20 protein-coding genes and 1 pseudogene are annotated in these 25,087 nt (G+C 72.9%); 9 read left to right on the plus strand and 12 right to left on the minus strand.

Annotation, left to right across the window (positions count from 1 at the left end):
- Positions 1-204: 204 nt before the first annotated feature.
- Entirely contained in the window at positions 205-3,210 is a 3,006-nt protein-coding gene (locus tag ACIOC0_RS14405) for a protease pro-enzyme activation domain-containing protein (RefSeq protein WP_402155329.1), read from the plus strand.
- Positions 3,211-3,332: 122 nt separating this feature from the next.
- Here ACIOC0_RS14405 and ACIOC0_RS14410 read toward each other — a convergent pair whose 3' ends face one another.
- The 5 genes and pseudogenes from ACIOC0_RS14410 to ACIOC0_RS14430 form a co-directional block, all read right to left on the minus strand.
- Positions 3,333-4,022, minus strand: a complete 690-nt coding sequence (locus ACIOC0_RS14410) for a class I SAM-dependent DNA methyltransferase (RefSeq protein WP_402155330.1) — start codon at positions 4,020-4,022, stop codon at positions 3,333-3,335.
- Between the two features lie 63 nt (positions 4,023-4,085).
- A complete protein-coding gene (locus tag ACIOC0_RS14415) occupies positions 4,086-5,282 on the minus strand; it encodes a M48 family metalloprotease (RefSeq protein WP_402155331.1) in 1,197 nt (398 codons plus the stop codon).
- Positions 5,283-5,353: 71 nt separating this feature from the next.
- Entirely contained in the window at positions 5,354-5,944 is a 591-nt protein-coding gene (locus tag ACIOC0_RS14420) for a GNAT family N-acetyltransferase (protein ID WP_402155332.1), read from the minus strand.
- A gap of 109 nt (positions 5,945-6,053) precedes the next feature.
- Positions 6,054-6,446, minus strand: a pseudogene (locus ACIOC0_RS14425) (Zn-ribbon domain-containing OB-fold protein); the annotation flags it as partial.
- A gap of 1 nt (position 6,447) precedes the next feature.
- Positions 6,448-6,897, minus strand: a complete 450-nt coding sequence (locus ACIOC0_RS14430) for a DoxX family protein (protein WP_402155333.1) — start codon at positions 6,895-6,897, stop codon at positions 6,448-6,450.
- A gap of 190 nt (positions 6,898-7,087) precedes the next feature.
- Here ACIOC0_RS14430 and ACIOC0_RS14435 point away from each other — a divergent pair, with 190 nt between their 5' ends.
- The 4 genes from ACIOC0_RS14435 to ACIOC0_RS14450 all read left to right on the plus strand — a co-directional run bounded on the left by ACIOC0_RS14435 (position 7,088) and on the right by ACIOC0_RS14450 (position 13,268).
- A complete protein-coding gene (locus ACIOC0_RS14435) occupies positions 7,088-8,287 on the plus strand; it encodes a flavin-containing monooxygenase (protein WP_402155334.1) in 1,200 nt (399 codons plus the stop codon).
- A 172-nt stretch (positions 8,288-8,459) separates the two neighbouring features.
- A complete protein-coding gene (locus tag ACIOC0_RS14440) occupies positions 8,460-10,007 on the plus strand; it encodes a flavin monoamine oxidase family protein (RefSeq protein WP_402155335.1) in 1,548 nt (515 codons plus the stop codon).
- A gap of 143 nt (positions 10,008-10,150) precedes the next feature.
- The gene (locus tag ACIOC0_RS14445) at positions 10,151-12,376 is read left to right on the plus strand and encodes an acetate--CoA ligase family protein (protein WP_402155336.1); all 2,226 of its coding nucleotides are present in this window, start codon (positions 10,151-10,153) and stop codon (positions 12,374-12,376) included.
- Between the two features lie 7 nt (positions 12,377-12,383).
- A complete protein-coding gene (locus ACIOC0_RS14450; RefSeq protein ID WP_402155337.1) occupies positions 12,384-13,268 on the plus strand; it encodes an enoyl-CoA hydratase/isomerase family protein in 885 nt (294 codons plus the stop codon).
- Between the two features lie 3 nt (positions 13,269-13,271).
- Here ACIOC0_RS14450 and ACIOC0_RS14455 read toward each other — a convergent pair whose 3' ends face one another.
- Complete coding sequence (locus tag ACIOC0_RS14455; protein ID WP_402155338.1) at positions 13,272-14,192, minus strand: hypothetical protein; 921 nt, start codon at positions 14,190-14,192, stop codon at positions 13,272-13,274.
- 81 nt (positions 14,193-14,273) lie between these two features.
- Between ACIOC0_RS14455 and ACIOC0_RS14460 the strand changes: the two genes are divergently transcribed.
- On the plus strand, positions 14,274-14,858 hold the full coding sequence (locus ACIOC0_RS14460; RefSeq protein ID WP_402155513.1) for a flavin reductase family protein: 585 nt from the start codon (positions 14,274-14,276) through the stop codon (positions 14,856-14,858).
- Positions 14,859-15,098: 240 nt separating this feature from the next.
- Positions 15,099-15,872: a maleylpyruvate isomerase family mycothiol-dependent enzyme gene (locus ACIOC0_RS14465; RefSeq protein ID WP_402155339.1), complete on the plus strand. Its 774-nt coding sequence runs from the start codon at positions 15,099-15,101 to the stop codon at positions 15,870-15,872.
- Between the two features lie 13 nt (positions 15,873-15,885).
- On the opposite strand, the gene ACIOC0_RS14470 is transcribed toward ACIOC0_RS14465, so the two are convergent.
- Positions 15,886-17,196 (minus strand): MFS transporter, encoded by a 1,311-nt coding sequence (locus tag ACIOC0_RS14470; RefSeq protein WP_402155340.1) that lies wholly within the window; start codon positions 17,194-17,196, stop codon positions 15,886-15,888.
- Positions 17,197-17,267: 71 nt separating this feature from the next.
- On the opposite strand from ACIOC0_RS14470, the gene ACIOC0_RS14475 reads away from it, so the two are divergent.
- Complete coding sequence (locus ACIOC0_RS14475) at positions 17,268-18,269, plus strand: GlxA family transcriptional regulator (protein WP_402155341.1); 1,002 nt, start codon at positions 17,268-17,270, stop codon at positions 18,267-18,269.
- Here the strand turns inward: ACIOC0_RS14475 and ACIOC0_RS14480 are convergent.
- From ACIOC0_RS14480 to ACIOC0_RS14490, 3 genes are all read right to left on the minus strand, one after another.
- Positions 18,259-19,308, minus strand: a complete 1,050-nt coding sequence (locus tag ACIOC0_RS14480) for a Zn-dependent alcohol dehydrogenase (protein ID WP_402155342.1) — start codon at positions 19,306-19,308, stop codon at positions 18,259-18,261. The two genes, ACIOC0_RS14475 and ACIOC0_RS14480, sit on opposite strands and share 11 nt — an antisense overlap.
- Entirely contained in the window at positions 19,308-20,459 is a 1,152-nt protein-coding gene (locus ACIOC0_RS14485; protein WP_402155343.1) for an acyl-CoA dehydrogenase family protein, read from the minus strand. The genes ACIOC0_RS14480 and ACIOC0_RS14485 overlap by 1 nt, the downstream gene beginning before the upstream one ends.
- 333 nt (positions 20,460-20,792) lie before the next feature.
- Positions 20,793-21,704 (minus strand): SDR family NAD(P)-dependent oxidoreductase, encoded by a 912-nt coding sequence (locus tag ACIOC0_RS14490; protein ID WP_402155344.1) that lies wholly within the window; start codon positions 21,702-21,704, stop codon positions 20,793-20,795.
- A gap of 85 nt (positions 21,705-21,789) precedes the next feature.
- On the opposite strand from ACIOC0_RS14490, the gene ACIOC0_RS14495 reads away from it, so the two are divergent.
- Positions 21,790-22,725 (plus strand): cyclase family protein, encoded by a 936-nt coding sequence (locus ACIOC0_RS14495; protein WP_402155345.1) that lies wholly within the window; start codon positions 21,790-21,792, stop codon positions 22,723-22,725.
- Between the two features lie 419 nt (positions 22,726-23,144).
- On the opposite strand, the gene ACIOC0_RS14500 is transcribed toward ACIOC0_RS14495, so the two are convergent.
- Positions 23,145-23,648: an ATP-binding protein gene (locus ACIOC0_RS14500; RefSeq protein WP_402155514.1), complete on the minus strand. Its 504-nt coding sequence runs from the start codon at positions 23,646-23,648 to the stop codon at positions 23,145-23,147.
- Between the two features lie 530 nt (positions 23,649-24,178).
- On the minus strand, positions 24,179-25,087 hold the full coding sequence (locus ACIOC0_RS14505) for an acyl-CoA dehydrogenase family protein (protein WP_402155346.1): 909 nt from the start codon (positions 25,085-25,087) through the stop codon (positions 24,179-24,181).

Raw genomic sequence — 25,087 nt, forward strand, 5'->3', positions numbered from 1 at the left:
GGGAGCGGTGACACCGCCGGGGGGGCTCACGTAGGTCGTCCTGTCCGGGCTCGTCGTGCCCGGACCCAGTGAACCGACTCTTCACGCTTTCGCCGTGCCCGCGTGCGCGCAGTTCCGCGCGCACGTCCGCACGGACGCGCCCCCTCCGCGGTCTCACCCGCCCGCGCCCTGACCGGGCGACAGGGACCGCGAGAAGGAGTGTGCATGGGCCGAACCGCCCGTGAGAAGGCGTTCAGGTGGAGTGCGGCGACCGTCGCCGCCCTGGCCGTGACCGCGACCATGACCCCGTTGTCGTACGCGACCACGAACGACGAGCCGGCCCCGCAGCGGGTCGGTTCCGCGCCGAAGATCCCGCAGGGTGCCGTCCGCGCGGCGGACCCGGCGGCCGGGGAGTCGCTCGACCTGAGCGTCGTCCTGGAGCCCCGCGACCCGGCGGCGCTGAGCCGTTTCGTCGCCGAGGTGTCCGACCCCAAGTCGCCGAACTACCGCCGCTACCTCGGCACGGGCGAGTTCGCGAAGGTCTTCGGCGCGCTGCCGCAGACCGTCGAGAAGGTCCGCGCCGAGCTGGAGGACAAGGGCCTCACGGTGGGCGAGCTGGGCTCCGACGGGCTCACCCTGCCGGTGCGCACGACGGTCGCCGAGGCGTCCAAGGCCTTCTCCACCGAGTTCGACGGCTACAAGCTGAAGGACGGCGACACCGGCCTCACCAACACCCGCGCCCCGCAGTTCGACGGCGCGGTCGCGGACGACGTCCGCGGTGTGGTCGGCCTGAGCACGCTCGCCTCGTACGAGCCGCGCAACACCGGCGCGAAGAGCGCGGCCCGCAAGCAGCGGACCGCGGTGACGAGCGACGGCGCCCGTCAGTCCCGGCTGACCGGCACCACGCCGACGATGTGCACGTCCATCAGGGACCTGTACGCGTCGACCGACGGCGGCTCCCAGCCGGCCTACGACAAGCAGGACTACTGGAGCGCCAAGTCGCTGGCCTCGGCCTACAACATGGCGGACCAGCCCAACGTGCAGACGGGCACCACCATCGCCGTCTACTCGCTGGAGAATTACGACCTGCGGGACATCAACAGCTACCAGGCGTGCCACGGCACGAAGGTGCCGGTCAGCTCGGTGCGGGTGGGCCGCGGTCCCCAGGAGCCGGCCGACCTGTACACCGGTGTCGGCCTGGAGACCGCGCTGGACGTCGAGACCATCGTCGGCCTCGCCCCGCAGTCCAAGATCCTCGTCTACCAGGGCGAGAACACCTGGGACCAGGGCACCGAGACCTTCCGCCGGATCGTCAACGAGAACCGCGCGAAGGTCGTCTCGGTCAGCTGGGGCAGCTGTGAGCTGAACACCCCGAACGAGGTCCTCGACGCCGAGAACCTGATCTTCCAGCAGGCGGCCGCCCAGGGCCAGACCGTCGTCGCCGCCTCCGGCGACAGCGGCTCCACCGGCTGCTACAGCCCCAACTACGCCGCGCCGAACGCGAACCAGCTGGTCACCGACAACCCGGCCAGCTCGCCGTACGTCCTCGGCGTCGGCGGCACGACCATGCGGACCGCGGTCACCAACCAGACCACCTGGAACGGCTCGGGCGGCGGTGTCTCCCGGCGCATCCAGCTGGCGAACGACGGCTTCCAGAACCGCACCGGGGCCGGTTACAGCAACGCCTGCGGCGCCGGCGAGGGCAAGGTCTGCCGTCAGGTTCCGGACGTCTCCGGCGTCGGCGACCCGGCCACCGGCTACCCGGTCGCCTTCGGTCACGACGACGACGGCACCCAGTACTGGAACATCATCGGCGGCACCAGCGGCGCCGCTCCGGTGTGGGCCGCGCTGATGGCGCAGGCCGACCAGGACCTCGCCTGCCAGGCCAACGGCTCGGTCGGCTACGTCCATTCCGCGCTGTACCAGCTCCCGGGCACCGCGTTCCGTGACGTCACCACCGGCAACAACAACGTGACGGCGTCCGGCAACTTCAGCGGTTCGTACCAGGCCGGCACCGGCTACGACCTCGCGACCGGCCTCGGCTCCCCGAACGGCCGCGAGATCGTCAAGGGTCTGTGCCAGGCCGTCCCGGCCTCCCCGGCCAGCACGTTCAACGCGCTGACCCCGGCCCGTGTCCTCGACACCCGCTACGGCATCGGCCGCGCCGGCACCACCCCGGTCGCCGCGAACGGCACCGTCAAGCTGAAGGTGGCGGGCGTCGGCGGCGTCCCGGCGACCGGCGTCACCGCCGTCGTCGTCAACGTCACGGCCGTCTCGCCGACCGCGTCCGGTTTCCTGATCGCCTACCCGAGCGGCACCACCCGCCCGTCCTCGTCCAACATGAACTGGCTGAAGGGCCAGATCGTCCCGAACCTGGTGACCGTGCCGGTCGGCAAGGACGGCTCGATCGACCTCTTCAACGCCGGCGGCGGCACCACGCACTTCATCGCCGACGTGTCCGGTTACTACTCCACCGAGGCCGGCGGCAGCACCTACCTGGCCAAGGGCCCGGCCCGGATCCTCGACACCCGTAATGCCATCGGCGTCCCGGGCAAGACCCCGGTCGCCGGCAAGGGCACGGTGTCCCTCCAGGTCGCGGGCGCCGGCGGCGTCCCGGCCTCGGGTGCCACCGCCGTGGTCCTCAACGTCACGGCGACCGCGCCGACCTCGACCGGTCACCTGATCGCGTACCCGAGCGGTGCTGCCCAGCCGACCGCGTCGAACATCAACTGGCTCAAGGGCCAGACCCGTCCGAACATGGTCGTCCTGCCCATCGGCCCCGACGGCAAGGTGAACCTGTACAACGCCGGCACCGGCACCGTGCACTTCATCGCGGACGTCTTCGGCTACTTCTCGTCCGCGCCGGAAGGCTCGTCCTTCCACACCGCGGGCCCGAGCCGACTGCTCGACACCCGGTACGCCCTCGGCACGGCCCGCAACACGCCGATTCCCGGCGGCACCAACCTGGTGCTGAACATCAACGACGGCCACACCCTGGCGAAGGCCAAGGCCGTGGTCCTCAACGTGACCGTCACCGCCCCGACGACCAACGGCTTCCTGACCGTCTGGCCCGACGGAACCACCCTGCCGAACGCGTCCAACCTCAACTGGACCGCCGGCCAGACCGTGGCCAACCTGGTGACCGTGCCGGTCGTCAACGGAAAGATCGACTTCCGCCCGAACGCCGGCAGCGCCCACGTGATCGCGGACCTGTTCGGCTACTACCTCTGACCGACGGCCCGTAACACTCCTCTCACAGGCCCCGCCCCCGCCGCTTCCGAGCGGCGGGGGCGGGGTCTTTCGTGCGGCGGGCGGGGCGCCTGCGCACTTCTCTACCGACCGGGCCGCCCGGGTCACGTGACGGAGTCGTCGGCTCTCGTCGCCGGTTGGGTCGGCTTTTGGGCCAGGAGGTATGCCTGTTGGCCCTGGCGGGGTTTTTCCTGGGCGTTCGGTTCGCGGATCAGGCGGGCTTCCACTGGCAGTCCGGCCCGGGTCAGCAGGTCGGTGATGTGGTCCGGGGAGACCCAGTAGACGTCCAGGGACAGGTCGTGGCCGTAGGCGTTCTCCAGGTGCCGGAGCCTGTCGCCGGCCTTGAAGGCGAGCAGCAGATGACCGCCCGGAGCCAGTACGCGGTGGAACTCGGCGAACACCACCGGCAGCAGCTCCGGAGGCGTGTGCACGATGGAGTACCAGGCGATGACGCCGCCGAGACTGCCGTCCGCCAGGTCCAGGTCGGTCATCGACCCTTCGTCGAACCGCAGGTCCGGATGTCTGCGGCGGGCGACCGCGACCGTCTTCGGGGACAGGTCGACGCCGAACGCGGTCACCCCGAGCGACTGGAGGTGCGCCGTCACATGGCCGGGCCCGCAGCCGAGGTCGGCGACCGGTCCGGCGTCGAGGGACCGCGTGAGCCGGGCGAACGTGCTGATCATCGCGCGGCCGTACAGGTCGTCCTCGAACAGCGGCGGGACGAGCTCGGCGTAGTCGACGGCGACGGTGTCGTAGGCCGCGCGAGTGGCTTGCAGGTAGGTCGGTTCGGTCACGGGTGGAGACCTTAACGCCCCTGCTGATCAGACCAGTTGACCTTCAGCTGCGAGAGGGGAACGTCACCGGGTGACACAGTCGCGGATGATCTTTCTCGCCAACAGGCTTCCCGGGGCGGACAGTTCCTCGGCGATCGTCCCTGCCAGGCGGGGGTCGAGTGTGATCGTCGCCGGCTGGGCCTCGGTGCGGGAGAGGCGGGCCAGGCGCTGGGGTTCGGGTACGGGGGCGCAGTCCTCGCCCCGGCGGTGGGCGGGCTGCTCGGGGTCGGCGTGGAGGGGGCTCTCGGGGCCGTCTCCCGTGCGGTGGGGCAGCGCACGGGCGTGCGCCGCGACCCGGTCCCAGAACTCCCGCTCGGTGCTCGCGGCCTTACCGTGGCCGAACGTGCGGGCCGTCACCGCCAGCCGGTGCACCTCGAAGCCGACGGCATCGGCCAGTCGCCGGTCGCGCAGGACGGAGTCCACCGCCCGGGTGGACGCTATCCGGGCGGCGACCTCGTCGGCCTGGAACTCGACGTGCAGCGAGCCGGACCGGGTGAGCCGGGTCAGCAGCCGCGCCGTGCCCCGCACCAGCAGGCCGGGCAACCACATGATCCAGTTGTTCGTGCGACCGCGGGCCTTGAACCTGTTCACCGCGGTCGTAGCCTCGTCCGCATACCGAGAGGTGGGGGACAGAGCGACACCGGAATGAGTCCCTTCGGGGCGACTCTGCGTCAGGTCCGCACCACCCGCCAGCGAGCTGAGAGCCGTGCCGACCAGGGTGCCGCGCCGGATGTCGCCCGCCGCGAAGTGGCCCACCTCGTGGGCGACGGCGGCGACGCGCTGCTGCGGGGTGAACGTCTGCCACAGCGGCAGGCCCAACTCCAGGCACGGCCTGCGCCGGACGCCCGTGAGAGAGAGCCGTACGGCGAAGTTCCCGCTGAGCTGGACGATGTCGATGTGCCGCGCCCGGGCGGCGTCCGCGATCGAGTCCAGCAAGGCGAACAGGGACGGCGCGTCGTCCCGTCCGAGCGTGGGCAGGTCGGGTCTGGGCCTGCTGAAGCGGGGCCGCACCTGGACGGCGAGCCCGATCATCAGCAAGCCGATCAGCGGCTGCACCACGGTGCTCCAGCCGAGAACGACGAGCAGCAGGCCGCCGATCAGCAGACCCGCCGTACCGACGTGCACCAGAGCGGCCAAGCCGCAAGCGGCCGCCGCCGACCAGCCGATCCGGCGGAACCCGACCGTCTCGGGTTCTCTTGAGGACACTTCCAGCTCACGCATCGCGCTTCCCCCCTGATGACAACGCGTCGATCACAGAGTGCCCCGGTCAACATCAGGAACTTATAAGGGAGTTACTCCGGGTCGGTCGACAGGCGGCCGTGGCGGTGGACGTCACGCCAGGCGTCCCTGCGGCCCGCCTCCCACATCGCCCCGCGCAGGGTCCCCTCGTACCGGAAGCCGCACCGCTCAGCGACCCGGCAGGACGCTTCATGCCCTACGGCATGACCCAACTCCAACCGGTGCAGGCCGAGTTCCCCGAACGCCCAGCTCGCCATCAGCCGCAGGGAGCGGGTGGCCACCTGGCGGCCTCGCGCCTCGGGCAGCACCCAGTAGCCGACGTTGGCGACGCTCTGCACGGTGTCGAGGGAGTTCAGCCCGATCTGCCCGAGGACCGTCCCGTCACCGGCGTCCGTGACGCAGAAGGCCGCGCCGGTCCCGGCCACCGCCTGCGCGGCCTTCGAGCGCAGCGACTTCCGGGCGTCCCCGGCGTCCGTGACGTCCCGCAGCGGTGTGTTCCAGCGCAGGAACTCGGGGTCCTGGTGACCGCGCAGCCAGGCGTCCACATCGGCCTCGGCGTCCGGGTCCCAGGCGCGCAGGAGGAGGCCGTGACCCCGGAGGCCGGATGCGGGCAGGACGGAGCGCGGCACACGTATCTCGGTCATCCGGTCATTGAACACCGGGAGCGTCCGGAGCCCCCGCAGGCCCGTCCGGGGCTCCCGCACGACCGTCCGCAGCGCCCGCTCGACCGTCCGCGCCAGGAGGGCCGCCGTCCGTACGGCGGAACACCGGCACGCCCTCCCTGAAGGCCACCTCCAGCTCCGCCCCGGCGGACAGCTCCCCCGGGCCGACGATCTCCGTGGCCATCCGCGGCCCCTCCGCCAGATCGACCACCGCCGCGACGTACGGCGTCCGCTCCCCGAAGGGCGGCAGGTCGTTGCGGTGGACGACGGACCAGGTGTAGAGGGTCGCCCGGCCGCTCGCGTCCTCCCAGTTCACGTCGTCGCTCCAGCAGTACGGGCAGAACTCCCGCGGGTAGTGGTGAGCCCGCGCGCAGACCGCACAGCGGCGGATCAGCATCCGTCCCCGCGCCGCCGCGTCCCAGTACGCGCGCGTGAAGGCGTCGGCGTCGGGGACGTCGTACCGGCCCTCGCCCGCCGCGCCCATCTCAGAACCACCCCAGCGCGCTGTCCAGCGACCACGTCTGCCATGCCATCGCGAACAGCGCCACCGCCGAGATCAGCGCCATCATCGCGTTCTGCCCCTGCTCCGCCCAGTCGTGGATCATGAGGGTGAAGTAGAGGAGGTTGAGCAGCAGCCCGCCCGCCAGTGCGACCGGGGTCAGGAAACCGGCGACGAGACCGAGCCCGAGTGCCAGTTCCGCGTAGACGACCACGTACGCCATCGCCCGCGGCCTCGGGGCCACCACCCTCCGGAAGCCCGACCGTACGGCGCTCCAGCGATGCCGGGCCGCGACGTCCGCCGCCCACGCGATACCCGTGCCGCGCTCGAACCAGCCCTTTTTGTCCTTGTGCCGCCAGCTCTCCAGCCACCACAGGCCGAGCCCGATCCGCAGCACGGCCAGCCATTGCGCACCGGTGAGCCAGATCGTGTCCATGAATCTGACGGTACGTCAGCTCAGGAGCGCGGGGAAGGCCGCGGAAGCGCCCGCGTCACCACATCACGTCCATGAACGGACGGCCCGCGGCACACGCTTCGCGCAGACCTCCCCCAAGCGTGATCGATCCGCAACCAATTCCGGTCTTGACCGAGACCCATCAACGTTTTACGTGATTACGCTCCCGCTCATGGCCGACTCCGCACCACTCGAGCACCCCACCGCAAACGCTTCCGGCGGCGATTCCGGGAACCCCGCCGAGCGCCCCGTCTACGTCATCGGCGGCGGCCCCGGCGGGCTCGCCGCCGCGTACGCGCTGCGGACGCGGGGGATACGCGCGGTCGTCGTGGAGAAGGCGGACCGGGTCGGCACGTCCTGGCGCCGGCACTACGACCGGCTGCATCTGCACACCACCCGGCGGCTGTCGGCGCTGCCGGGCCTGGCGATGCCGCGCCGGTTCGGACGCTGGGTCGCCCGGGACGACGTGGTGCACTACCTCGAGAAGTACGCCGAACACCACGACCTGGAACTCGTCACCGGCGTCGAGGTCTCCCGCGTCGAGCGCTCCCCCGACGGGACCGGCTGGCTGCTGCGCGCCTCCGGCGGACGGGAGCTGACCGGGGCGGCGGTCGTCGTCGCCACCGGCTACAACCACACCCCGTCCCTGCCCGACTGGCCCGGTCTGGAGGACTACCCCGGCGAGCTCGTCCACGCGTCCGCCTACCGCGACGGCGTCCCGTACGCCGGCCGGGACGTCCTCGTCGTCGGCGTCGGCAACACGGGTGCCGAGATCGCCGTCGACCTCGTGGAGCGCGGCGCTGCGCGGGTGCGGCTGGCCGTGCGGACCGTCCCGCACATCGTGCGCCGGTCCACGGCCGGCTGGGCCGCCCAGTACAGCGGCATCCTCGTGCGCCGGCTGCCGGTGGGGCTGGTGGACCGGCTCTGCCGGGTGATGGCGAAGGCGAGCGTCCCGGACCTGTCGGCGCACGGGCTGCCGCGCCCCGACACCGGGCTCTACTCCCGGGCCAGGCAGGGGGCGATCCCGGTGCAGGACGTCGGCCTGATCGACGCGGTGCGCACCGGGAAGGTGGAGATCGTGGCCGCCGTGGAGGGCTTCGAGGACGGCAAGGTCGTCCTCGCCGACGGCTCCCGCGTCGAGGCGGACGCCGTCGTCGCCGCGACCGGGTACGAGCGCGCACTGGAGGATCTGGTGGGGCACCTCGGCGTGCTCGACGAGCAGGGCCGCCCGCTCACCCACGGCGGCCGCGCCCCGAAGGACGCGCCGGGCCTGTACTTCACCGGCTTCACCACCCCGATCAGCGGCACCCTGCGCGAACTCGGCCTGGACGCAGAACGAATAGCGAAGGCGATACGCCGCCAACTCGGCTGACCGAGCCGAAAGGGTCCGCCGTACCCAGCCCACCGCCCCCCAACTCCATTGCCATAGCTGCCCGTTACAGATGACTTCGGTGTGACCGGAGCGTTGTCCCGTGCCTTTGTGCGGAGCCAGAATGTGAGGACTGTTCACCTTTCCGGTACCACCCTCTCGACGGAGGACGCACGTGGCAAGCGAAAGACAGCTCTCCCCCGGTTCCGGCGCAGCCCTCTCCCGCCGCTCCCTGCTCGGCCGCACCGCCGCCGTGGCCGCCGGAGCAACCGCCGGCGCAACCGCTCTCACCGCGACCGCCGCCGGCACGGCGACCGCGGCCGGCGCCGGGACCTCCGCGACCGCGCGGGACGTGGACGTCGCGATCGTCGGCGCCGGGCTCGCCGGCCTGACCGCGGCCCGCGATCTCGTGGCAGCGGGGAAGAAGGTCGTCGTCCTGGAGGCCCGTGACCGCGTCGGCGGCCGGGTGATGGGCCTGCCACTGGCGGGCGGCGGGGTCACCGAGGGCGGCGGTGAGTTCATCGGCCCGACCCAGGACCGTGTGAAGGCGCTCGCCGACTCCCTCGGCGTGGCCACCTTCCCCACCTACAACAGCGGCAAGAACCTCCTCTACAAGGACGGCAGGAGAACCCCGTACGCCACTGACGGGCTGCTCGGCTCGGTCCCGCCGATCGACGCGGCCGGGCTCGCCAACGCCGCGATCGTGCAGGCCGGCCTGGACGACCTGGCCAAACAGGTGCCGGTCGACGCGCCCTGGACCGCCGCGAAGGCCGCGGAGTGGGACCGGCAGACCTTCGAGACCTGGCTGCGCGCCAACGCGGTGGTCCCGTCGGCGAAGTTCCTCCTCGACGTGGCCTGCACGTCGATCTTCTCGGCCGAGCCCCGCGAACTGTCCTTCCTGTTCGTCCTCTTCTACATCGCGGCCGCCGGCAACCCCTCCACCCCGGGCACCCTGGAACGCCTCACCGAGACCGCGAACGGCGCCCAGGAGCTGCGCTTCGTCGGCGGCTCCCAGCTGCTCCCGATCAAGCTCGCCGCCACACTCGGCGACCGGGTGGTGCTGAACGCCCCGGTGCGCTCCATCTCCCGCTCCGGCAGCCGGTACGTGGTGAGCGCGAACGGCACGACGGTCACCGCCGACCGCGTCGTCGTCGCCCTGCCCCCGCCCCTCGCGGCCCGCATCTCCTACGACCCCCTCCTGCCGGCCGCCCGCGACCAGCTCACCCAGCGCATGCCGATGGCCTCCGTCGGCAAGGCCATCGCGATCTACGACACCCCCTTCTGGCGGGCCGACGGCCTCAACGGCCAGGTCGTCAGCGACACCGGCGTGATCAGCTCCACCTTCGACAACTCCCCTCCCGACGCCTCCTACGGCGCGCTGATGGGCTTCATCGAGGCCGACAAGGCACGGGCCCTGGACGCGGCGAGCGAGGCGGAGGTCAGGACGGCGGTGCTGAGGGACTACACGACGTACTTCGGTGAGAAAGCCGCCAACCCGACCTCCTTCGTGCTCCAGCGCTGGAACAACGAGGGCTACACCCGGGGCGGCCCGGTCTCCATCGCCCCGCCCGGCGTGCTCACCCAGTACGGCCCCGCCCTGCGCGCCCCCGTCGGCGGCATCCACTGGGCCGGCACCGAGACGTCCATCCACTGGATGGGCTTCATGGACGGAGCGGTGCGCTCGGGGGAGCGGGTGGCCCGGGAGGTGCTCGCGGCGCTGTGACGCCGGGGCCGCGACACCGCCGGTTTCGCGGCCCGCCACGAAGGGGGCATCTCCTCTGTGCAAGCCCATTCCTGACAGACCGTCAGTTCTGTAACCTGACAGTTCGTCAGTTACTTGGCAGTCACACAGGAGCGGGCGGGCCCATGCTTGGATCAACCCACGGCACCCTCACCACCGACTCCCGCCGGGCCCGGGTCCTCGCCTGCGAGGAACGCCCCGGGCCCGCCGTGCACGGCCGGTCCTCCGACACGGACGACCTGGACGTCAGCGGACGCCCGCTGTACCAGGCCGTACCCGATCTGGACCGGTTCTTCCGCCCCGAGTCCGTCGCGGTGATCGGGGCCTCGGACGCCGAGGGCCGGCCGAACACCGGCATCACCCGGCAGCTGGCCGCCTGGGCGGAGCGGGTGGGGGCACGGCTGCATCCGGTGCACCCCACCCGCGCGACCGTCTTCGGTATCCCGTGCGCGCCGTCCGTCGCCGACCTGCCCGAGCAGGTCGACCTGGCGGTGCTTCTGGTCGCCGACCCGCTGCCGGTGATCGAGGAACTCGCCGATACGAAAGTGAAGTTCGCGGTGGTCTTCGCCTCCGGGTTCGCGGAGACGGGCGCGGAGGGCGCTGCGGCGCAGGGCCGGCTCGCGGCGGCCGTGGCCCGCTCCGGAATGCGCTTGCTGGGCCCCAACACCAACCTCAACGCGTTCGAACGGTTCCGGGACGACCTCGACGGCCCGGCCATCGCGTTGATCACCCAGTCCGGCCACCAGGGCCGCCCCGTCTTCGCGCTGCAGGAGCTCGGCGTCCGCCTCTCGCACTGGGCGCCGACCGGCAACGAGGCCGACCTGGAGACCGCCGACTTCCTCTCCTACTTCGCCGAGCAGCCCGAGGTAGGCGCGATCGCCTGCTACGTCGAGGGCCTCAAGGACGGCCGCGCCTTCCTGCTCGCCGCCGACCGGGCCGCCCGGCGCGGCGTCCCGGTCGTCGCGGTCAAGGTCGGCCGCACCGAGGTGGGCGCGCGCACCGCCGCCACCCACACCGGCAAGCTGACCGGCGCGGACGACGTCGTGGACGCGGCGATGCGCCAGTACGGCGTGATCCGCGTCGACGGCCTGGACGAACTCCAGGACACCGCGACCCTGCTGGCTCGGGCGAAGCCCCCGCGCGCGGACGGCGTGGCGGTGTACGCCATCTCCGGCGGCACCGGCGCGCACGTGGCCGACCTGGCGACGGCGGCCGGACTGCGGCTGCCCGAGCTGTCCGCCGCCAAGCAGGCCGAGCTGCACCAGTGGATACCGGAGTACCTGAACGTCTCCAACCCCGTCGACAACGGCGGGCACCCGGTCGGTGACGAACGGGGCCGCAAGATCATCGACGCGATCCTCGCCGATCCCGGGATCGGTGTGCTGATCTGCCCCGTCACCGGCCCGTTCCCGCCGCTCAGCGACCGGCTGGTGCGGGACCTGGTCGACGCGGCCGAGACCACGGACAAGCTGGTCTGCGTCGTGTGGGGCTCGCCGGTCGGCACCGAGTCCGCCTACCGGGACGTCCTGCTCGGCTCCTCCCGGGTGGCGACCTTCCGCACGGTCTCGGGCTGCCTCACCGCCGTCCGCGCCCATCTGGAGCACCACCGCTTCGCACGGGACTACCGCTCCCCCTTCGACCAGGCCCCGCGCACCCCCTCCCCGTCCTTCCGCAAGGCGCGGATGCTGATGCGGCCGGGGCAGCAGCTGAGCGAGCACGCGGCGAAGCAGCTCCTTCGCGCGTACGGCATACGCGTGCCGCGCGAACAGCTGGTGACCAGCGCTGCGGCGGCGGTGCGGGCGGCGGGGCCGGTCGGCTACCCGGTGGTGATGAAGGCGTCCGGCGCGCAGATCGCCCACAAGACCGAGCTGGGCCTGGTGAAGATCGGCCTCACCTCGGCCAGCCAGGTCCGCGACGCCTACCGCGAGCTGACCGACATCGCCCGCTACGAGGGCGTCGACCTGGACGGCGTCCTCGTCTGCCAGATGGTCGAGCGGGGCGTGGAGATGGTCGTCGGCGTCACTCATGACGACCTGTTCGGGCCGACGGTGACGGTCGGGCTGGGCGGCGTCCTGGTGGAGGTGCTGCGGGACGCGGCCGTCCGCGTGCCGCCCTTCGGCGAGGGCCAGGCCCGCGCCATGCTCGGCGAACTGCGCGGGCGGGCCCTGCTGGACGGCGTCCGGGGCCGCCCGCCTGCGGACCTGGACGCGCTCGTCGAAGTCGTCCTGCGCGTGCAGCACATGGCTCTCGAACTGGGCGACGACCTGGCCGAGCTGGACATCAACCCCCTGATGGTGTTGCCCCGCGGGCAGGGCGCGGTGGCGCTGGACGCGTTGGCGGTGTGTCGCTGAGATGCGCATGAACAATTCCCCCGATGACTCCACTTGGACGGACAAGCCGGACAGATCCGCTGACTCATTGGTACTGCACGCCACTGACAATCACGTCTCGACCCTCACCCTCAACCGCCCCGAGGCGCTCAACGCCATCACCCCCGACCAGCGCGAACACCTGATCCAGCACCTCGCGGACGCCTCCGCCGACCCGGAGATCCGGGCGGTCGTCCTCACCGGGACCGGACGGGGCTTCTGCGCGGGCGCGGACCTGCGGGGCGGGCCCGCGAGGGGGACGGGCGCGAACGGCGACAGGAGCGGCAGCGGCACGGCGGCCGGGGAGCGGATCCCCGGCGACGTGGCCCGGACCCTCCGGCTCGGCGCGCAGCGTCTCGTCGCCGCCGTGCTGGACTGCGAGAAGCCGGTGATCGCGGCGGTGAACGGCACGGCGGCCGGCCTCGGCGCGCACCTCGCCCTCGCCTGCGACCTGGTCCTGGCGGCGGAGTCGGCCCGCTTCATCGAGGTGTTCGTACGGCGCGGTCTGGTCCCCGACGCCGGCGGCGCCTACCTCCTGCCCCGGCTCATCGGCCTGCATCGCGCCAAGGAACTGATGTTCTTCGGCGACGCCCTCACCGCGGCCGACGCCGAACGCCTCGGGCTGGTCAACCGGGTGGTGCCGGACGCCGACCTGGACAAGACGGCCCGCGCCTGGGCGGAGCGCCTGGCCGGCGGTCCCACCCGCGCCCTCGCCCTGGCCAAGCAGCTCGTCAACGCCTCCCTCGACTCCGACCGCGCCACCGCCTTCGCGGCGGAGGCGGCTGCCCAGGAGATCAACATGACGACGGCGGACGCACAGGAAGGCGTGGCGAGCTTCGTACGGCGGAGGGAGGCGCGGTTCCGGGGGCGGTGAGGCTCAGGGATCCCGGGTCAGCACCCGCGGACTGCTCGCGTCCGGATCCCCGAAGAACACGAACAACTCGGGCGACCGCTCCGTCCCACCGGAAGACCAGACCGTCTCCCCACGACAGCCGTCCTCATCCTCGCCCGCCTCGTCGGCGGCGAGGCGGACGACCACGCCGTCCCGTACGCGACCTGGCTCCAGCCGCCAGCTCCCGGCACCGTCGCACACCGCGAAGTCCGCGGTCGCCCGGACGCCGGGATCGACCGGCATCCGCGTCAACTCCGCCCGGCCGCCCGGAAGCAGCTCCAGCACGGCCCCGTCCTCGCCGTGCCAGACCCCGGCGACCCGTTCGGCGGACAGCGGGGGCGGCTCGTACTCCTCGGCCAGGCCCACCGCCGTGGCCAGGGGCCCGGCGACGAGGGCGAGGACGAACAGCACGACGGAGGCGCCCGCGGCCCGCCACCACAGGCCCCCGTTGCCCGTCGGCCGCACGCGCGCGTACTCCATCGCGAGCACCGGCAGCACGCCGAGGGCGGCGAGGCAGGCGGCCGCGGCGGGGAAGGACATCCCCGCCCCCACGGCCCCCACGACGGCCCACACCGCGCCGACGAGCGTCACGCCCAGCAGACGGCGGGCCCACAGCGGCCATGGGACACGGCGCAGCACGACGTCGGCGACGACGGCCCCCGGAAGGATCTGCGCCCACGCGTGCAGCAGTCCCAGCACCGGCAGCAGCACCGGCGCGAAGAGGAACAGACAGAGCAGCCCGAACGCCGGGCCGTAGCCGACGCCGTAACGATCGGTGGCCAGCGCCTGCCAGAACAGCAGCGCGAACACCGCCGGAAGCTGCGCCGCTCCCGCTGCCACAGCCGCGACCGACTCGGGCCACGCCCGCCCCGGACGCACCCGATCCCGCACGCCTGCCCACCCCATGCGAGCAGCGTAGAAGTCATCGCCGGACCTCCCCGCAATGCCCTTCCTATCTGACGAGCCGTCAGCTTCAATGGCGACATGATGGGACACGCAGGCATGGCGGCCGCCGCAGTCCGCCACCTCCGGGGCCGGCCGGTCGAGGCGCACCCCCGGCCCGAGTTGCGCTGCGTCCGCGAGGACGAGCGGGCGCCGGTGGACCAGGGCGAGTTCCGGCGCGTGCTGGGCACGTTCGCGACGGGCGTCACGGTCATCACCGCGCCGGCCGGCGCCGACGAGGACGCGCCCGCCGGCTTCGCCTGCCAGTCGTTCACCTCCCTCTCCCTCGACCCGCCGCTGGTCGCGTTCATGGTCGGCCGCACCTCCACGACCTGGCCGCGGATCGCACGCGCGGGCGTGTTCTGCGTGAACGTCCTGAGCGCGGGCCAGGCCGGCCTGTGCCGTGCCTTCGCGGTGAGCGGCGCCGACAAGTTCGCGGGCGTCGCCCACGACCCCGCCCCCACCACCGGCTCACCCCGCCTCACCGGCGCCGCCGCCTGGATCGACTGCACGATCCACGCGGTCCACACCGGAGGCGACCACCTGATCGTCGTGGGCAGGGTGAACGCCCTGGGCGCCCCCGCGTCCGGCGGCGCACCGCTGCTGTTCCACCGAGGCCGCTTCCTCTGACCGCCCCGTGACGGCGGCAGCGTCGCTGGACGGGACGCCACGTCCCGCCCGGGGCGGTCGAGCGGGCCGTCAGGTCCGGCAGCACGAGGCGGAGCGCGGCAGGGCCGGGGGGCCGGGCCCGGAGGCCGGCGGCCCTCTTGCAGGACCGCGAAGAAGATAACCGGGGGGCGATCGGCAGGCCGGAAACGGGGACGGGCAGGACACTGGACAGGACGTCCGAGTGCGGACACGATCGTGCTCATGACACCCGAGGACGCCATTGTCGCCACGGCCGACCGGATCGCGGCGCTGCTGCAGGCGGGGGCCGATCCACGGACGCCGTTGCCAGGCGCGGAGTGGACGGTGGGGGAGGCGGCGGCGCACCTCGCGCTGGCGGGGAAGCTGATGGCGGACATCGGGGCGGGCGAGGACCGTCCCTACGGCGATGGGACGCCGAGCGGTCTCGCGGCGGCCAACCGTGCGGCTCTGGCCGTCTACCCGCAGCGGGATCCGGCGGTCCTCGGCGCGGAGATCGCGGACAGCGCCCGGGACTTCGTCGCGGCCGCGGCCGACTGCGGTCCGCGCAAGGCGGTGCTGACGCCGATGGGGCCGATGGACATGGCCACCCTGGGCTCGTACCTGCTCACGCACCTGCTCGGGCACGGATACGACATCGCGGTCGCGCTGCGCGGGCCGCACATGGTCGACCGGGAAGTGGTCGCTTTCACGCTGCCCTTCATGCGACAGGCCATGCCGCGAGTCGTGAACGCCGGCGCGGCCGGCCACCACGCGTGCTACCTGTTGCGGATCGGCCCCGACCGCTTCGCCGTCACCTTCGCGGACGGCGTGCCCACGGTCACCGACACCCCGCCCCGGCGCCCCGACTGCACGATCGCCATCGACCCCGTCGCCTTCCTCCTCCTCGCCCTGGGCCGCTGGACCGCCCCCGCCGTCATGGCCCGCGCCAAGGTCGTCGCCTGGGGCCGCAAACCGTGGCTGGGCCTGCGCTTCCCGATGCTCTTCACAGCGCCGTAGACGAGCGAGCGGCTCACCCGCCGCCCGTCGTTCGCGCCCCCGCCTCCGGCCTCCGCCGGATCACCAGGGCCATCAGGGCCGCCGCCGCGCACAGCGCGCCGGAGGCGTACCAGACCATGTCGTACGTGCCGAAGACGTCTCGGGCGACGCCGCCGAGGAAGGCGATGAGGGCCGCGCCGACCTGGTGGGCGGCGAGGACCCACCCGAAGACGATGGCGCTGTCGTCGCCGTACTGCTCGCGGCACAGAGCCAGGGTGGGCGGGACGGTGGCCACCCAGTCGAGGCCGTAGAAGACGATGAAGAAGACCATCGGCAGGCGGACGGACGGCGCGAGCAGCATGGGCAGGAAGAGCAGGGAGAGGCCGCGCAGCGCGTAGTACACCGCCAGCAGGCGGCGGGAGTCGAAGCGGTCGGTGAACCAGCCGGAGGCGATCGTGCCGGCGACGTCGAAGACGCCGATGACCGCGAGGAGCGAGGCGGCGGCCGTGACGGGCATGCCGTGGTCGTGGGCGGCGGGCACGAAGTGGGTCTGCACCAGGCCGTTGGTCGAGGCTCCGCAGATCGCGAAGGTGCCGGCCAGCAGCCAGAAGGGGCCGGTGCGCGCGGCGGAGAGGAGCACGGAGACCGCCCTGCGCGCGGCGCCCGTCACCGGCGCGGGCTTCGGGACGAACTCCCGTGCGCCGTAGGGCTTGAGGCCCACGTCGGCCGGGTGGTCGTGCAGCAGGAGCCAGACGAAGGGGACGACCACGAGGGCCGCCAGGGCGACCGTCAGCGCCGCCGGACGCCAGTCGTAGCGGGTGACCAGCCAGGACAGCAGCGGCAGGAAGATCAGCTGGCCGGAGGCGGAGGCCGCGGTGAGGATGCCGCTGACCAGGCCGCGCCGCTCGGTGAACCAGCGGTTGGTGACCGTCGCGGCGAAGGCCAGCGCCATCGCCCCCGAGCCGGCGCCCACCAACAGACCCCAGCACAGCAGCAGTTGCCAGGCCGAGGTCATGAACACCGTCAGTCCGGAGCCGGCCGCGATCACCGTCAGCGCGACGGCCACCACCCGGCGGATGCCGAAGCGGTCCATCAGCGCCGCCGCGAACGGCGCGGTGAGCCCGTACAGCGCGAGGTTGACCGAGACGGCCGCGCCGATCGTGCCGTGCGACCAGCCGTACTCCTCGTGCAAGGGGTCGATGAGCAGCCCCGGCACCGAGCGGAAGGCGGCCGCCCCGATGATCGTCACGAAGGTGACGGCGGCGACCAGCCAGGCGCGGTGGACACGCCTGCGGGCGGGCTTGAGGTCTTGTGCGGCGGCGAGCACTTCGATGGTCCGGGTCACGCCATAGAGCTTCGGGCACGGCACCACGCCCATCGAGTGGCCCGAAAGACAGTGTTCGTTAGGATCGGGCCATGGAAAGGGCCACGGGCTTGCGCCCCCACCGCGTCGTCGTCCTCGCCCTGGACGGCCTGCTCCCCTTCGAGCTGGGCATCCCGCACCGCATCTTCGGCCGCCCCAAGGATGCCGCGGGCCGGCACCTGTACGAGGTCGTCACCTGCTCGGTCCGCCCGCCCGGCCCGGTCGAGACGGACGCCGACTTCGCGATCCAGGTCGGGCTCGGACCGGAGACGCTCGCCACCGCCGACACCGTGATCGTCCCGGCCTCCTACGAGCTGGGCCCCGTCTTCGAGGAGGGCGTGCTGACGGAGGACCTGGCCGCGGCCCTCGGCCACATCCGACCCGGCACGCGCCTCGCCTCCATCTGCACCGGCGTCTACGTCCTCGCCGCCGCCGGCCTCCTCGACGGCCGCCCGGCGACCACGCACTGGGCCGACGCCGACCGCCTCCAGCGTCTCTTCCCGCGGATCCAGGTCGACCCGGACGTCCTGTTCATCGACGACGGCGACGTCCTCACCTCCGCCGGGGTCGCCGCCGGGATCGACCTGTGCCTGCACATGGTGCGCCGCGACCACGGCACCGCCGTCGCCAACGAGGTCGCCCGCCGCACGGTCGTCCCGCCGCACCGCGACGGCGGACAGGCGCAGTACATCGAGCGGCCCGTGCCCGACCCCCAGCAGGCGACCACGACCGGCGCCCGCGCCTGGGCCCTCGGCCGCCTCCACGAGCCGCTCCAGCTGCGGGACATGGCCGCGCGGGAGTCGATGTCGGTACGCACCTTCACCCGCCGCTTCCGCGAGGAGGTCGGCGTCAGCCCCGGCCAGTGGCTCACCCGGCAGCGCGTCGAACGCGCCCGGCACCTGCTGGAGTCGACCGACCTCTCCGTCGACCAGGTGGCCCGGGACGCCGGCTTCGGCACCGCCCAGTCGATGCGCCAGCACCTCCAGACGGCGCTCGGCGTCACCCCGACCGCCTACCGGCGGACGTTCCGGACGGGCGCCGCCCTCAGAACGTGAGGACCGCCCGCGCCACCCGCCCCGCCTCCGCGTCCGTCGCCGCCTTCTCGAAGTCCTCGACCGGGTAGGTCCGGGTGACGAGCTCGTCCAGCAGCAGCCGGCCCTCGCGGTACAGCGCGGCGTACAGCGCGATGTCCCGCTGGGGGCGGGAGGAGCCGTAACGGCAGCCCAGGATCGACTTGTCCAGGTAGAGCGACGAGACGAGGAAGGACGCCTCCGCCGTCGCGGGCGGCACGCCGAGCAGCACGGCCTGGCCGTGACGGTCGAGCAGGTCGATCGCCCGGCGGATCAGCTCCACCCGCCCCACGCACTCGAACACATGGTCCGCCCCGGTCGGCAGCAGGTCCCGCACGCCGTCCGTGGAAGCCAGGAAGTCGGTGGCCCCGAACCGCCGCGCCACCGCCTCCTTCGCCGGGTTGGCGTCCACGGCGACGATCCGCCCCGCGCCCGCGATCCGCGCGCCCTGCAGCACGTTGAGCCCGATGCCGCCGGTACCGATGACGACGACGGACTCCCCGCGGTCCACGCGCGCGCGGTTGAGCACGGCCCCCACACCGGTCAGCACCCCGCAGCCGATCAACGCGGCGGACGTCAGGGGGACGTCCTGCGGTATCCGCACCGCCTGCACGGCCTTGACCACCGTCCGCTCGGCGAACGCGGAGTTCGACGCGAACTGGAACACCGGCCGCCCCGCACGCGTGAACGGCCGCCCCGGCCGCCCGATGGCCCGCCGGCACATCGTCGGCCGCCCCCGGTCGCAGTCGGCGCACGTCCCACAGTTGGCGAGCGTGGACAGGGCCACATGGTCCCCGGGAGCCACATGGGCGACCCCGGCGCCCACCGCCTCCACCACCCCCGCGCCCTCGTGCCCCAGCACCACCGGCGCCGGGAAGGGAATGGTCCCGTCGACCACCGACAGGTCGCTGTGGCACAGCCCGGCCGCCGACACCGCGACGAGCACCTCCCCGGGGCCCGGATCGCGGACGACGAGATCGTCGACGACCTCCACCCGCTTCCCGTCGAACACCACGCCACGCATCAGACGACCCCCTTGCGTTCTCTGGGCAGACCGAGCACCCGCTCGGCGATGATCGTGCGCTGGATCTGGTCGGAGCCGCCGTAGATCGTGTCGGCCCGGGAGAACAGGAACAGGCGCTGCGCCTCGTCGAGTCCGTACGGCGCGGTGGGCGACCAGTCGGCCGGGCCCACCCCCGCGGCCGCGCCCCGCACCTCCACCGCGAGCTCCCCGAGCCGCTGGTGCCAGCCCGCCCACAGCAGCTTGGCGACACTGGGCGCGCCCGGCCCGCCGGAGCCGCCGAGCGTGCGCAGCGCGTTCCACCGCATCGCCCACAGCTCGGCCCACAGCTCCACGATCCGGGCGCGGACGACGGGATCGCCGGCGGCGCCCGTCTCCACGGCCGTGCGCACCACGCGCCCCAGCTCCTCGGCGAACCCGATCTGCTGGGCCAGCGTCGAGACCCCGCGCTCGAAGCCGAGCAGCCCCATGGCGACCCGCCAGCCGTCGCCGACGCCGCCCACCACGTGCTCCGCGCGGGCGTGCGCCCCGTCGAAGAAGACCTCGTTGAACTCGCTCGTGCCGGTCATCTGCCGGATGGGCCGCACCTCGATCCGCCCGGGCTGGTCCATGGGCACGAGGAGGAAGGTCAGCCCGTGGTGGCGGGTGGACTGCGGGTCGCTGCGGGCCAGCACGAAGCACCAGTCGGCCTCGTGGGCGAGGGAGGTCCAGATCTTCTGCCCGGTGACGCGGTAGTCGCCGTCGGCCGTCCGCTCGGCACGCGTGCGCACGCCCGCGAGATCCGATCCCGCGCCCGGCTCGCTGTACCCCTGGCACCACAGTTCCTCCCCGGCGGCGATCGCCGGCAGGAAGCGGCGCTTCTGGCCGGCGCTGCCGTGGGCGACGAGGGTCGGCGCGAGCAGGTTCTCCCCGATGTGCCCGGAGCGGGGCGGGGCGCCCGACCGCGCGTACTCCTCGGCCCAGGCGACCTGTTGGGTGAGGGTGGCGGTCCGGTTGCCGTACCCCCCTTCCGCCCAGCCGAGCCCGATCCAGCCGGCGCTCCCGAGGGTCCGTTCCCAGCCGCGCCGGTCGGCCTGTCCGCCGGCGTGCGCGGCCAGCCACGCCCGCGCGTCCGCCCGGAACTCGTCATCAGCCGCGGCAAACCCGAAGTCCACGCTGCCTCCTCCAGCCGGGGACCGCACGGCCCCGCTCACGGGTGTCGATATCCGATGCAGTGCGCTCCGCAGCCCCGCCCGGCCACGGCCCGCCCCCTCCCTCGGAAGCAGGACGGACCTCCAGCCGGTGCCCGAGTCCAGCGCCGGCACCGCCACGCGGTGGGGACCGTGGGGCACGGTCCTGCTGCTGCACCAGCCCGGCAGCGGCTCCGCCGTCGGGTGCGCGGGGCCTCGGCCAGCCGCCGCCTTGAGACGCGCCAGGACCGCGTCGCCGGCGTGGCCGCCTCGACTTCGCTCGCACGGGATGCCGTCCCCGCAAGCCGGCGCCCCCGCTCATGCGTTGGGTCGTGCTCCCTGCGCCGCTGCGCGGGCCATCTCCTGGAGGCGTTCCAGCATCGGCATGGGGTCCGAGCCGACCGCTCCTGCCAGCGCCCGGCCGATCCGGTCCGGCGTCCAGCCGTCGGCGGCGTAGGCCGAGCGGAGTTCGCGGGGCTGCGCCCACACCGCGATCTTCTCACCGGCGACCGTGTAGACCTGGCCGGTTATCCCCAGGTCGCGCGCGCGGTCCGACAAGAGGAAAGTCACCATGGCGGCGACGTCCTCCGGCTCGCCGATCTCCGCGAGTTCGGTCGGCACTCCGGCCGACATCCGGGTGCGGGCCACGGGGGCCACCGCGTTGGCGGTCACCCCGTACTTGTGCAGGCCGAGCGCCGCGCTGCGCACCAGCGAGATGATCCCGCCCTTGGCCGCGCTGTAATTGGCCTGTGAGACGGAGCCTTGGTGGTTGCCGCTGGTGAAGCCGATGAGCGTGCCGGACCGCTGGGCCCGCATGACCGCCGAGGCCGCCCGGAACACGGTGAACGTGCCCTTGAGGTGGGTGGCGACGACCGGGTCCCACTCCTCCTCGGTCATGTTGAACAGCATCCGCTCCCGCAGGATGCCGGCCACGCAGACGACCCCGTCGAGCCGCCCGTAGGACTCCATGGCCGTGTCCACGACGCGTTGTCCGCCTGCCATCGTGGAGATGTCGTCGGCGACGGCGACGGCCTCCCCGCCGGCCGCCTCGATCTCCTTGACGACGGCCTCGGCGACCTCGCTGGTGGGTGAGGCGCCGGCCACGGAGACGCCGTAGTCGTTGACGACGACCCGCGCCCCCTCGGCCGCCGCCGCGAGGGACACCGCCCGTCCGATGCCTCGTCCCGCGCCGGTGACGGCGACGACCTTGCCGCTCAAGAAGTTCCCCACGCCGGGCCCCTTCCCGCAGTTTCTGACGGACCGTTAGATTTTATGGCCCGTCAGTCAGTCGGGGACAAGCCCCGGGGAGGCACGAATGGCACTGCCCTCGCTCCATCCGGCGTTCCAGGACATCGCCAAGCGCGTCAACAACTGGGGGCGCTGGGGGGACGACGACGAGATCGGCACCCTGAACCTGATCACCGACGAGGTCGTGCGGACGGCGGCGGCCGAGGTCCGCACGGGCCGCCGGGTCCCGCTCGCCCTGCCCCTGCGGGAGGACGGCGTGCAGACGGGGATGATCCCGGGTCGGGTCAACCCGCTGCACACCATGGTGCAGATCAACCAGGAGATCTTCGGCCCGGGCTCGGTGGCGTGCAGCGACGACGCCGTGACGATGGGCCTCCAGGCGGCCACCCACTGGGACGCGCTGACCCATGTCTCGCACTCCGGCAAGCTCTACAACGGCCGCCCGGCCGGCACCATCACCCCGCACGGGGGCGCGGAGTTCAGCGGCATCGACAAGGCGCGGCACGTCGTCTCGCGCGGAGTGCTGCTGGACGTGGCACGCGCGCGTGGCGTCGACCGGCTGGCCGGCGGTCACGCGGTCACGCCCGAGGACCTGGAGGCGGCCGAGGAACTGGCGGGGACGCGGGTGCGGGCCGGCGACATCGTGCTCGTGCGGACCGGGCAGATGCGGTTGTACCTCGCCGGGGACAAGCACGGGTACGCGTACCCCTCGCCGGGGCTGTCGCTGCGCACTCCGGAGTGGTTCCACGCGCGCGATGTGGCCGCCGTCGCCGACGACACCCTCACGTTCGAGATCTTTCCGCCGGAGATCGACGACCTGTGGCTGCCCGTGCACGCCCTCGACCTCGTGGAGATGGGGATGCTCCAGGGGCAGAACTGGAATCTCGAAGAGTTGTCCACAGCCTGTGGACAAGAAGGGCGCTACGCGTTCCTGCTGTCGGCGATGCCCGAGCCGTTCGTCGGCGGGACCGGGACTCCGGTGGCGCCGGTGGCGATCCTGTAGGGCGGCTCGGGAGCTCCGGCCGACGGCGAGCGCGGCGGGGCGGCTCACGGGGTTCGACGGATGGTGGCGCGCCACTGCCCGCCCCGAGCACGGCACCGCGCGCCACCATCCGACTCGGCGTACCCTCCCCTCGGTTCCCCTCGGCCCTGAGGGCTCCGACGCCGAATCGGCGATCCGCATTCGGCGAGGGCCTCCGTCACCGACGCCCTCGTCGTCCCCTCACGGCGAATCGCTGACCACAAGCGTGATCAAACGGACACGTGACGTCAACACCCGATCGGTGATTTGTTGCTTGCGCCCCGTTTTGTCACGGGCGCGCACGGAAGCACGCACGGGCGCACCGAGGCCCGCCGGGGACACACGCGCCACATCCCCCGCCACCGTGCACCGGCCGTACGGGGCCGCGCGCACGCCGCGTGTCACACGGCTTCGTACGCGATCCCCCCGTACGACGGTTTCTGACAGACCGTCGCCGTCCCGCCCGTCGGGCCGGCGTCCGGGCGGGGGGCCGCACAGCGGTCGAGTTCACACCAGATGCGCTTGCCGGGACCCTCGACGCTCCAGCCCCAGCGGTCCGCGAGGCAGTCCACGAGGGCCAGTCCGCGGCCGCCCGTGGCGTCGTCGCCCACACAGCGGGGGACGGGGGCGCGGTCGCTGCTGTCGGCCACCTCGAGCCGCACGACACCCTCCCAGGGCCTGCCGGCTCCCTCCGGGGTCCCGACCGCCGCGCCCGGCAGCGAGAGCCTCAGGACGGCTGGACAGCCCGTGTGGACCACGGCATTGGTGACCAGCTCGGAGACGAGCAGGATCAGCGTCTCGGCGAGCGGCTCGTCGGCCCCTATCCCGGACCCGGCGAGGCGCCCACGGGCCCACCTGCGGGCGCGACCCACTTCAGTGGGGTCGGGCCGGATCTCCAGCTGCACTTGAAGCACCTGCACCGCTCACACCATCCGAACCGGCGGACACATGGCCGCGCGCCACGTGAGCCACGCTAGCCACGCGAGGACCATGACGACGAGGGCCACGATCGTAGCCATTTTCTGCATGACCAGAACAACAGTCAGGGGCAGAGTGACGGAACGTGAATCCCTTGAGAGACAGCTTGGTTGACGTACAGTCACCTCAACAAGCGCTTCGGGCATATTCCAGCGCGAAGGAGTACCCGTGCGGCATACTGTGCGACGCTCATCGCGGAAAGTCGAACAGACGGGGCCGTGACGCCCGTCCGCCCTGCGAGCAGCGGTGCGCACCCCCGTCCACGGCGTCGCCCCAAGGGCTCGGCCGGCACGGTCCGCGCTCACGGCAACTCGCATCTCACAGAAGGTACCGGAGCGACCGCCCGACTCCGGGCCGTGACGGGTCACCGATCGGACACAACCGAATCTCACGTTCCGTGACCATGTCTTGCCACGATCAGTGACACATGCCGCACGGCCCGCCCCGCGCTTGCACATCAGCGCAGGCAGGCGGCCTGCGGCGGCTGGTGGTCAGGCGTCGTCAGCAGGTCCTCGGCGAGCCTTTCCTCACCCTGCGTGCCACCTCCCGTACGTCTCGTGCGCACCCAGGAACGCTTCAGCAGCAGATGAACCTCCGCCTCCCAGGTGAATCCCATCCCGCCGAACACCTGGAGGCAGTCGCGCGCTCCGCGCACGGCGGCCTCGTCGGCGAGCAGCCGGGCCGCCGCGACATCGGCCGGTCCGGCGGTGACGGCGGCCGCGTACACCGCCGCCCGGGCCACCTCCACGCGGACCAGCAGGTCCGCACAGAGGTGTTTGACGGCCTGGAAGGCGCCCACGGGCCGCCCGAACTGCTCGCGCGTGCGCGCGTGTCGCACGGCGAGCTCGCACGCGCGCGTGGCCGTGCCGAGTTGCTCGGCGGCGGTGAAGAGGGCCGCGACGGGATCGGGGGACGGTGCCCGGCCTCCCCGCGTGCGGTGCAGCGGGGTCAGCGGGTCCACCGACCGCAGGGGCCGCGCGCCCTCCGCGTCGCCCAGGACGACGTCCGCCTCGGCCAGCCACTCCACCAGGCCGCCGTCGACCGCGGTCACCACGCTCTCGCCGGTCGCCGCGCCGGGCACCTCACCCGCCGCGAGGAAGGTGGCCGTCAGCGGGCCGGGCAGCAGGGCGCGGCCGGCCTCCTCGAAGGCCAGGACCGCCTCGGGCAGGCCCAGTCCGACGCCGCCGTCCGCCTCGGGCAGCCGGAGCGCGAAGAAGCCGGCCTCCCCGAGCTCCCGCCACAGCCGGCGGTCGAGCCCGGGCCGGGACACCGCCGCGCGCAGCTCCTCGGGGCCGAACCGCCGCGCCAACAGCTCCCGTACGCCGCCTCGCAGGTCCCGCTGGTCCTTCGTCAGCCGGAAACGCAC

The organism is Streptomyces sp. NPDC088254, assembly GCF_044740925.1.
Taxonomy (GTDB): Bacteria; Actinomycetota; Actinomycetes; order Streptomycetales; family Streptomycetaceae; genus Streptomyces.

Bases quoted from the DNA above. Each gene is read 5' to 3' on its own strand.
- ACIOC0_RS14405 (WP_402155329.1), top strand. From the start codon at position 205: ATGGGCCGAACCGCCCGTGAGAAGGCGTTCAGGTGGAGTGCGGCGACC.
- ACIOC0_RS14415 (WP_402155331.1), bottom strand. From the start codon at position 5,282: ATGCGTGAGCTGGAAGTGTCCTCAAGAGAACCCGAGACGGTCGGGTTC.
- ACIOC0_RS14420 (WP_402155332.1), bottom strand. From the start codon at position 5,944: ATGACCGAGATACGTGTGCCGCGCTCCGTCCTGCCCGCATCCGGCCTC.
- ACIOC0_RS14430 (WP_402155333.1), bottom strand. From the start codon at position 6,897: ATGGACACGATCTGGCTCACCGGTGCGCAATGGCTGGCCGTGCTGCGG.
- ACIOC0_RS14435 (WP_402155334.1), top strand. From the start codon at position 7,088: ATGGCCGACTCCGCACCACTCGAGCACCCCACCGCAAACGCTTCCGGC.
- ACIOC0_RS14445 (WP_402155336.1), top strand. From the start codon at position 10,151: ATGCTTGGATCAACCCACGGCACCCTCACCACCGACTCCCGCCGGGCC.
- ACIOC0_RS14450 (WP_402155337.1), top strand. From the start codon at position 12,384: ATGAACAATTCCCCCGATGACTCCACTTGGACGGACAAGCCGGACAGA.
- ACIOC0_RS14455 (WP_402155338.1), bottom strand. From the start codon at position 14,192: ATGGGGTGGGCAGGCGTGCGGGATCGGGTGCGTCCGGGGCGGGCGTGG.
- ACIOC0_RS14460 (WP_402155513.1), top strand. From the start codon at position 14,274: ATGGGACACGCAGGCATGGCGGCCGCCGCAGTCCGCCACCTCCGGGGC.
- ACIOC0_RS14465 (WP_402155339.1), top strand. From the start codon at position 15,099: ATGACACCCGAGGACGCCATTGTCGCCACGGCCGACCGGATCGCGGCG.
- ACIOC0_RS14475 (WP_402155341.1), top strand. From the start codon at position 17,268: ATGGAAAGGGCCACGGGCTTGCGCCCCCACCGCGTCGTCGTCCTCGCC.
- ACIOC0_RS14480 (WP_402155342.1), bottom strand. From the start codon at position 19,308: ATGCGTGGCGTGGTGTTCGACGGGAAGCGGGTGGAGGTCGTCGACGAT.
- ACIOC0_RS14495 (WP_402155345.1), top strand. From the start codon at position 21,790: ATGGCACTGCCCTCGCTCCATCCGGCGTTCCAGGACATCGCCAAGCGC.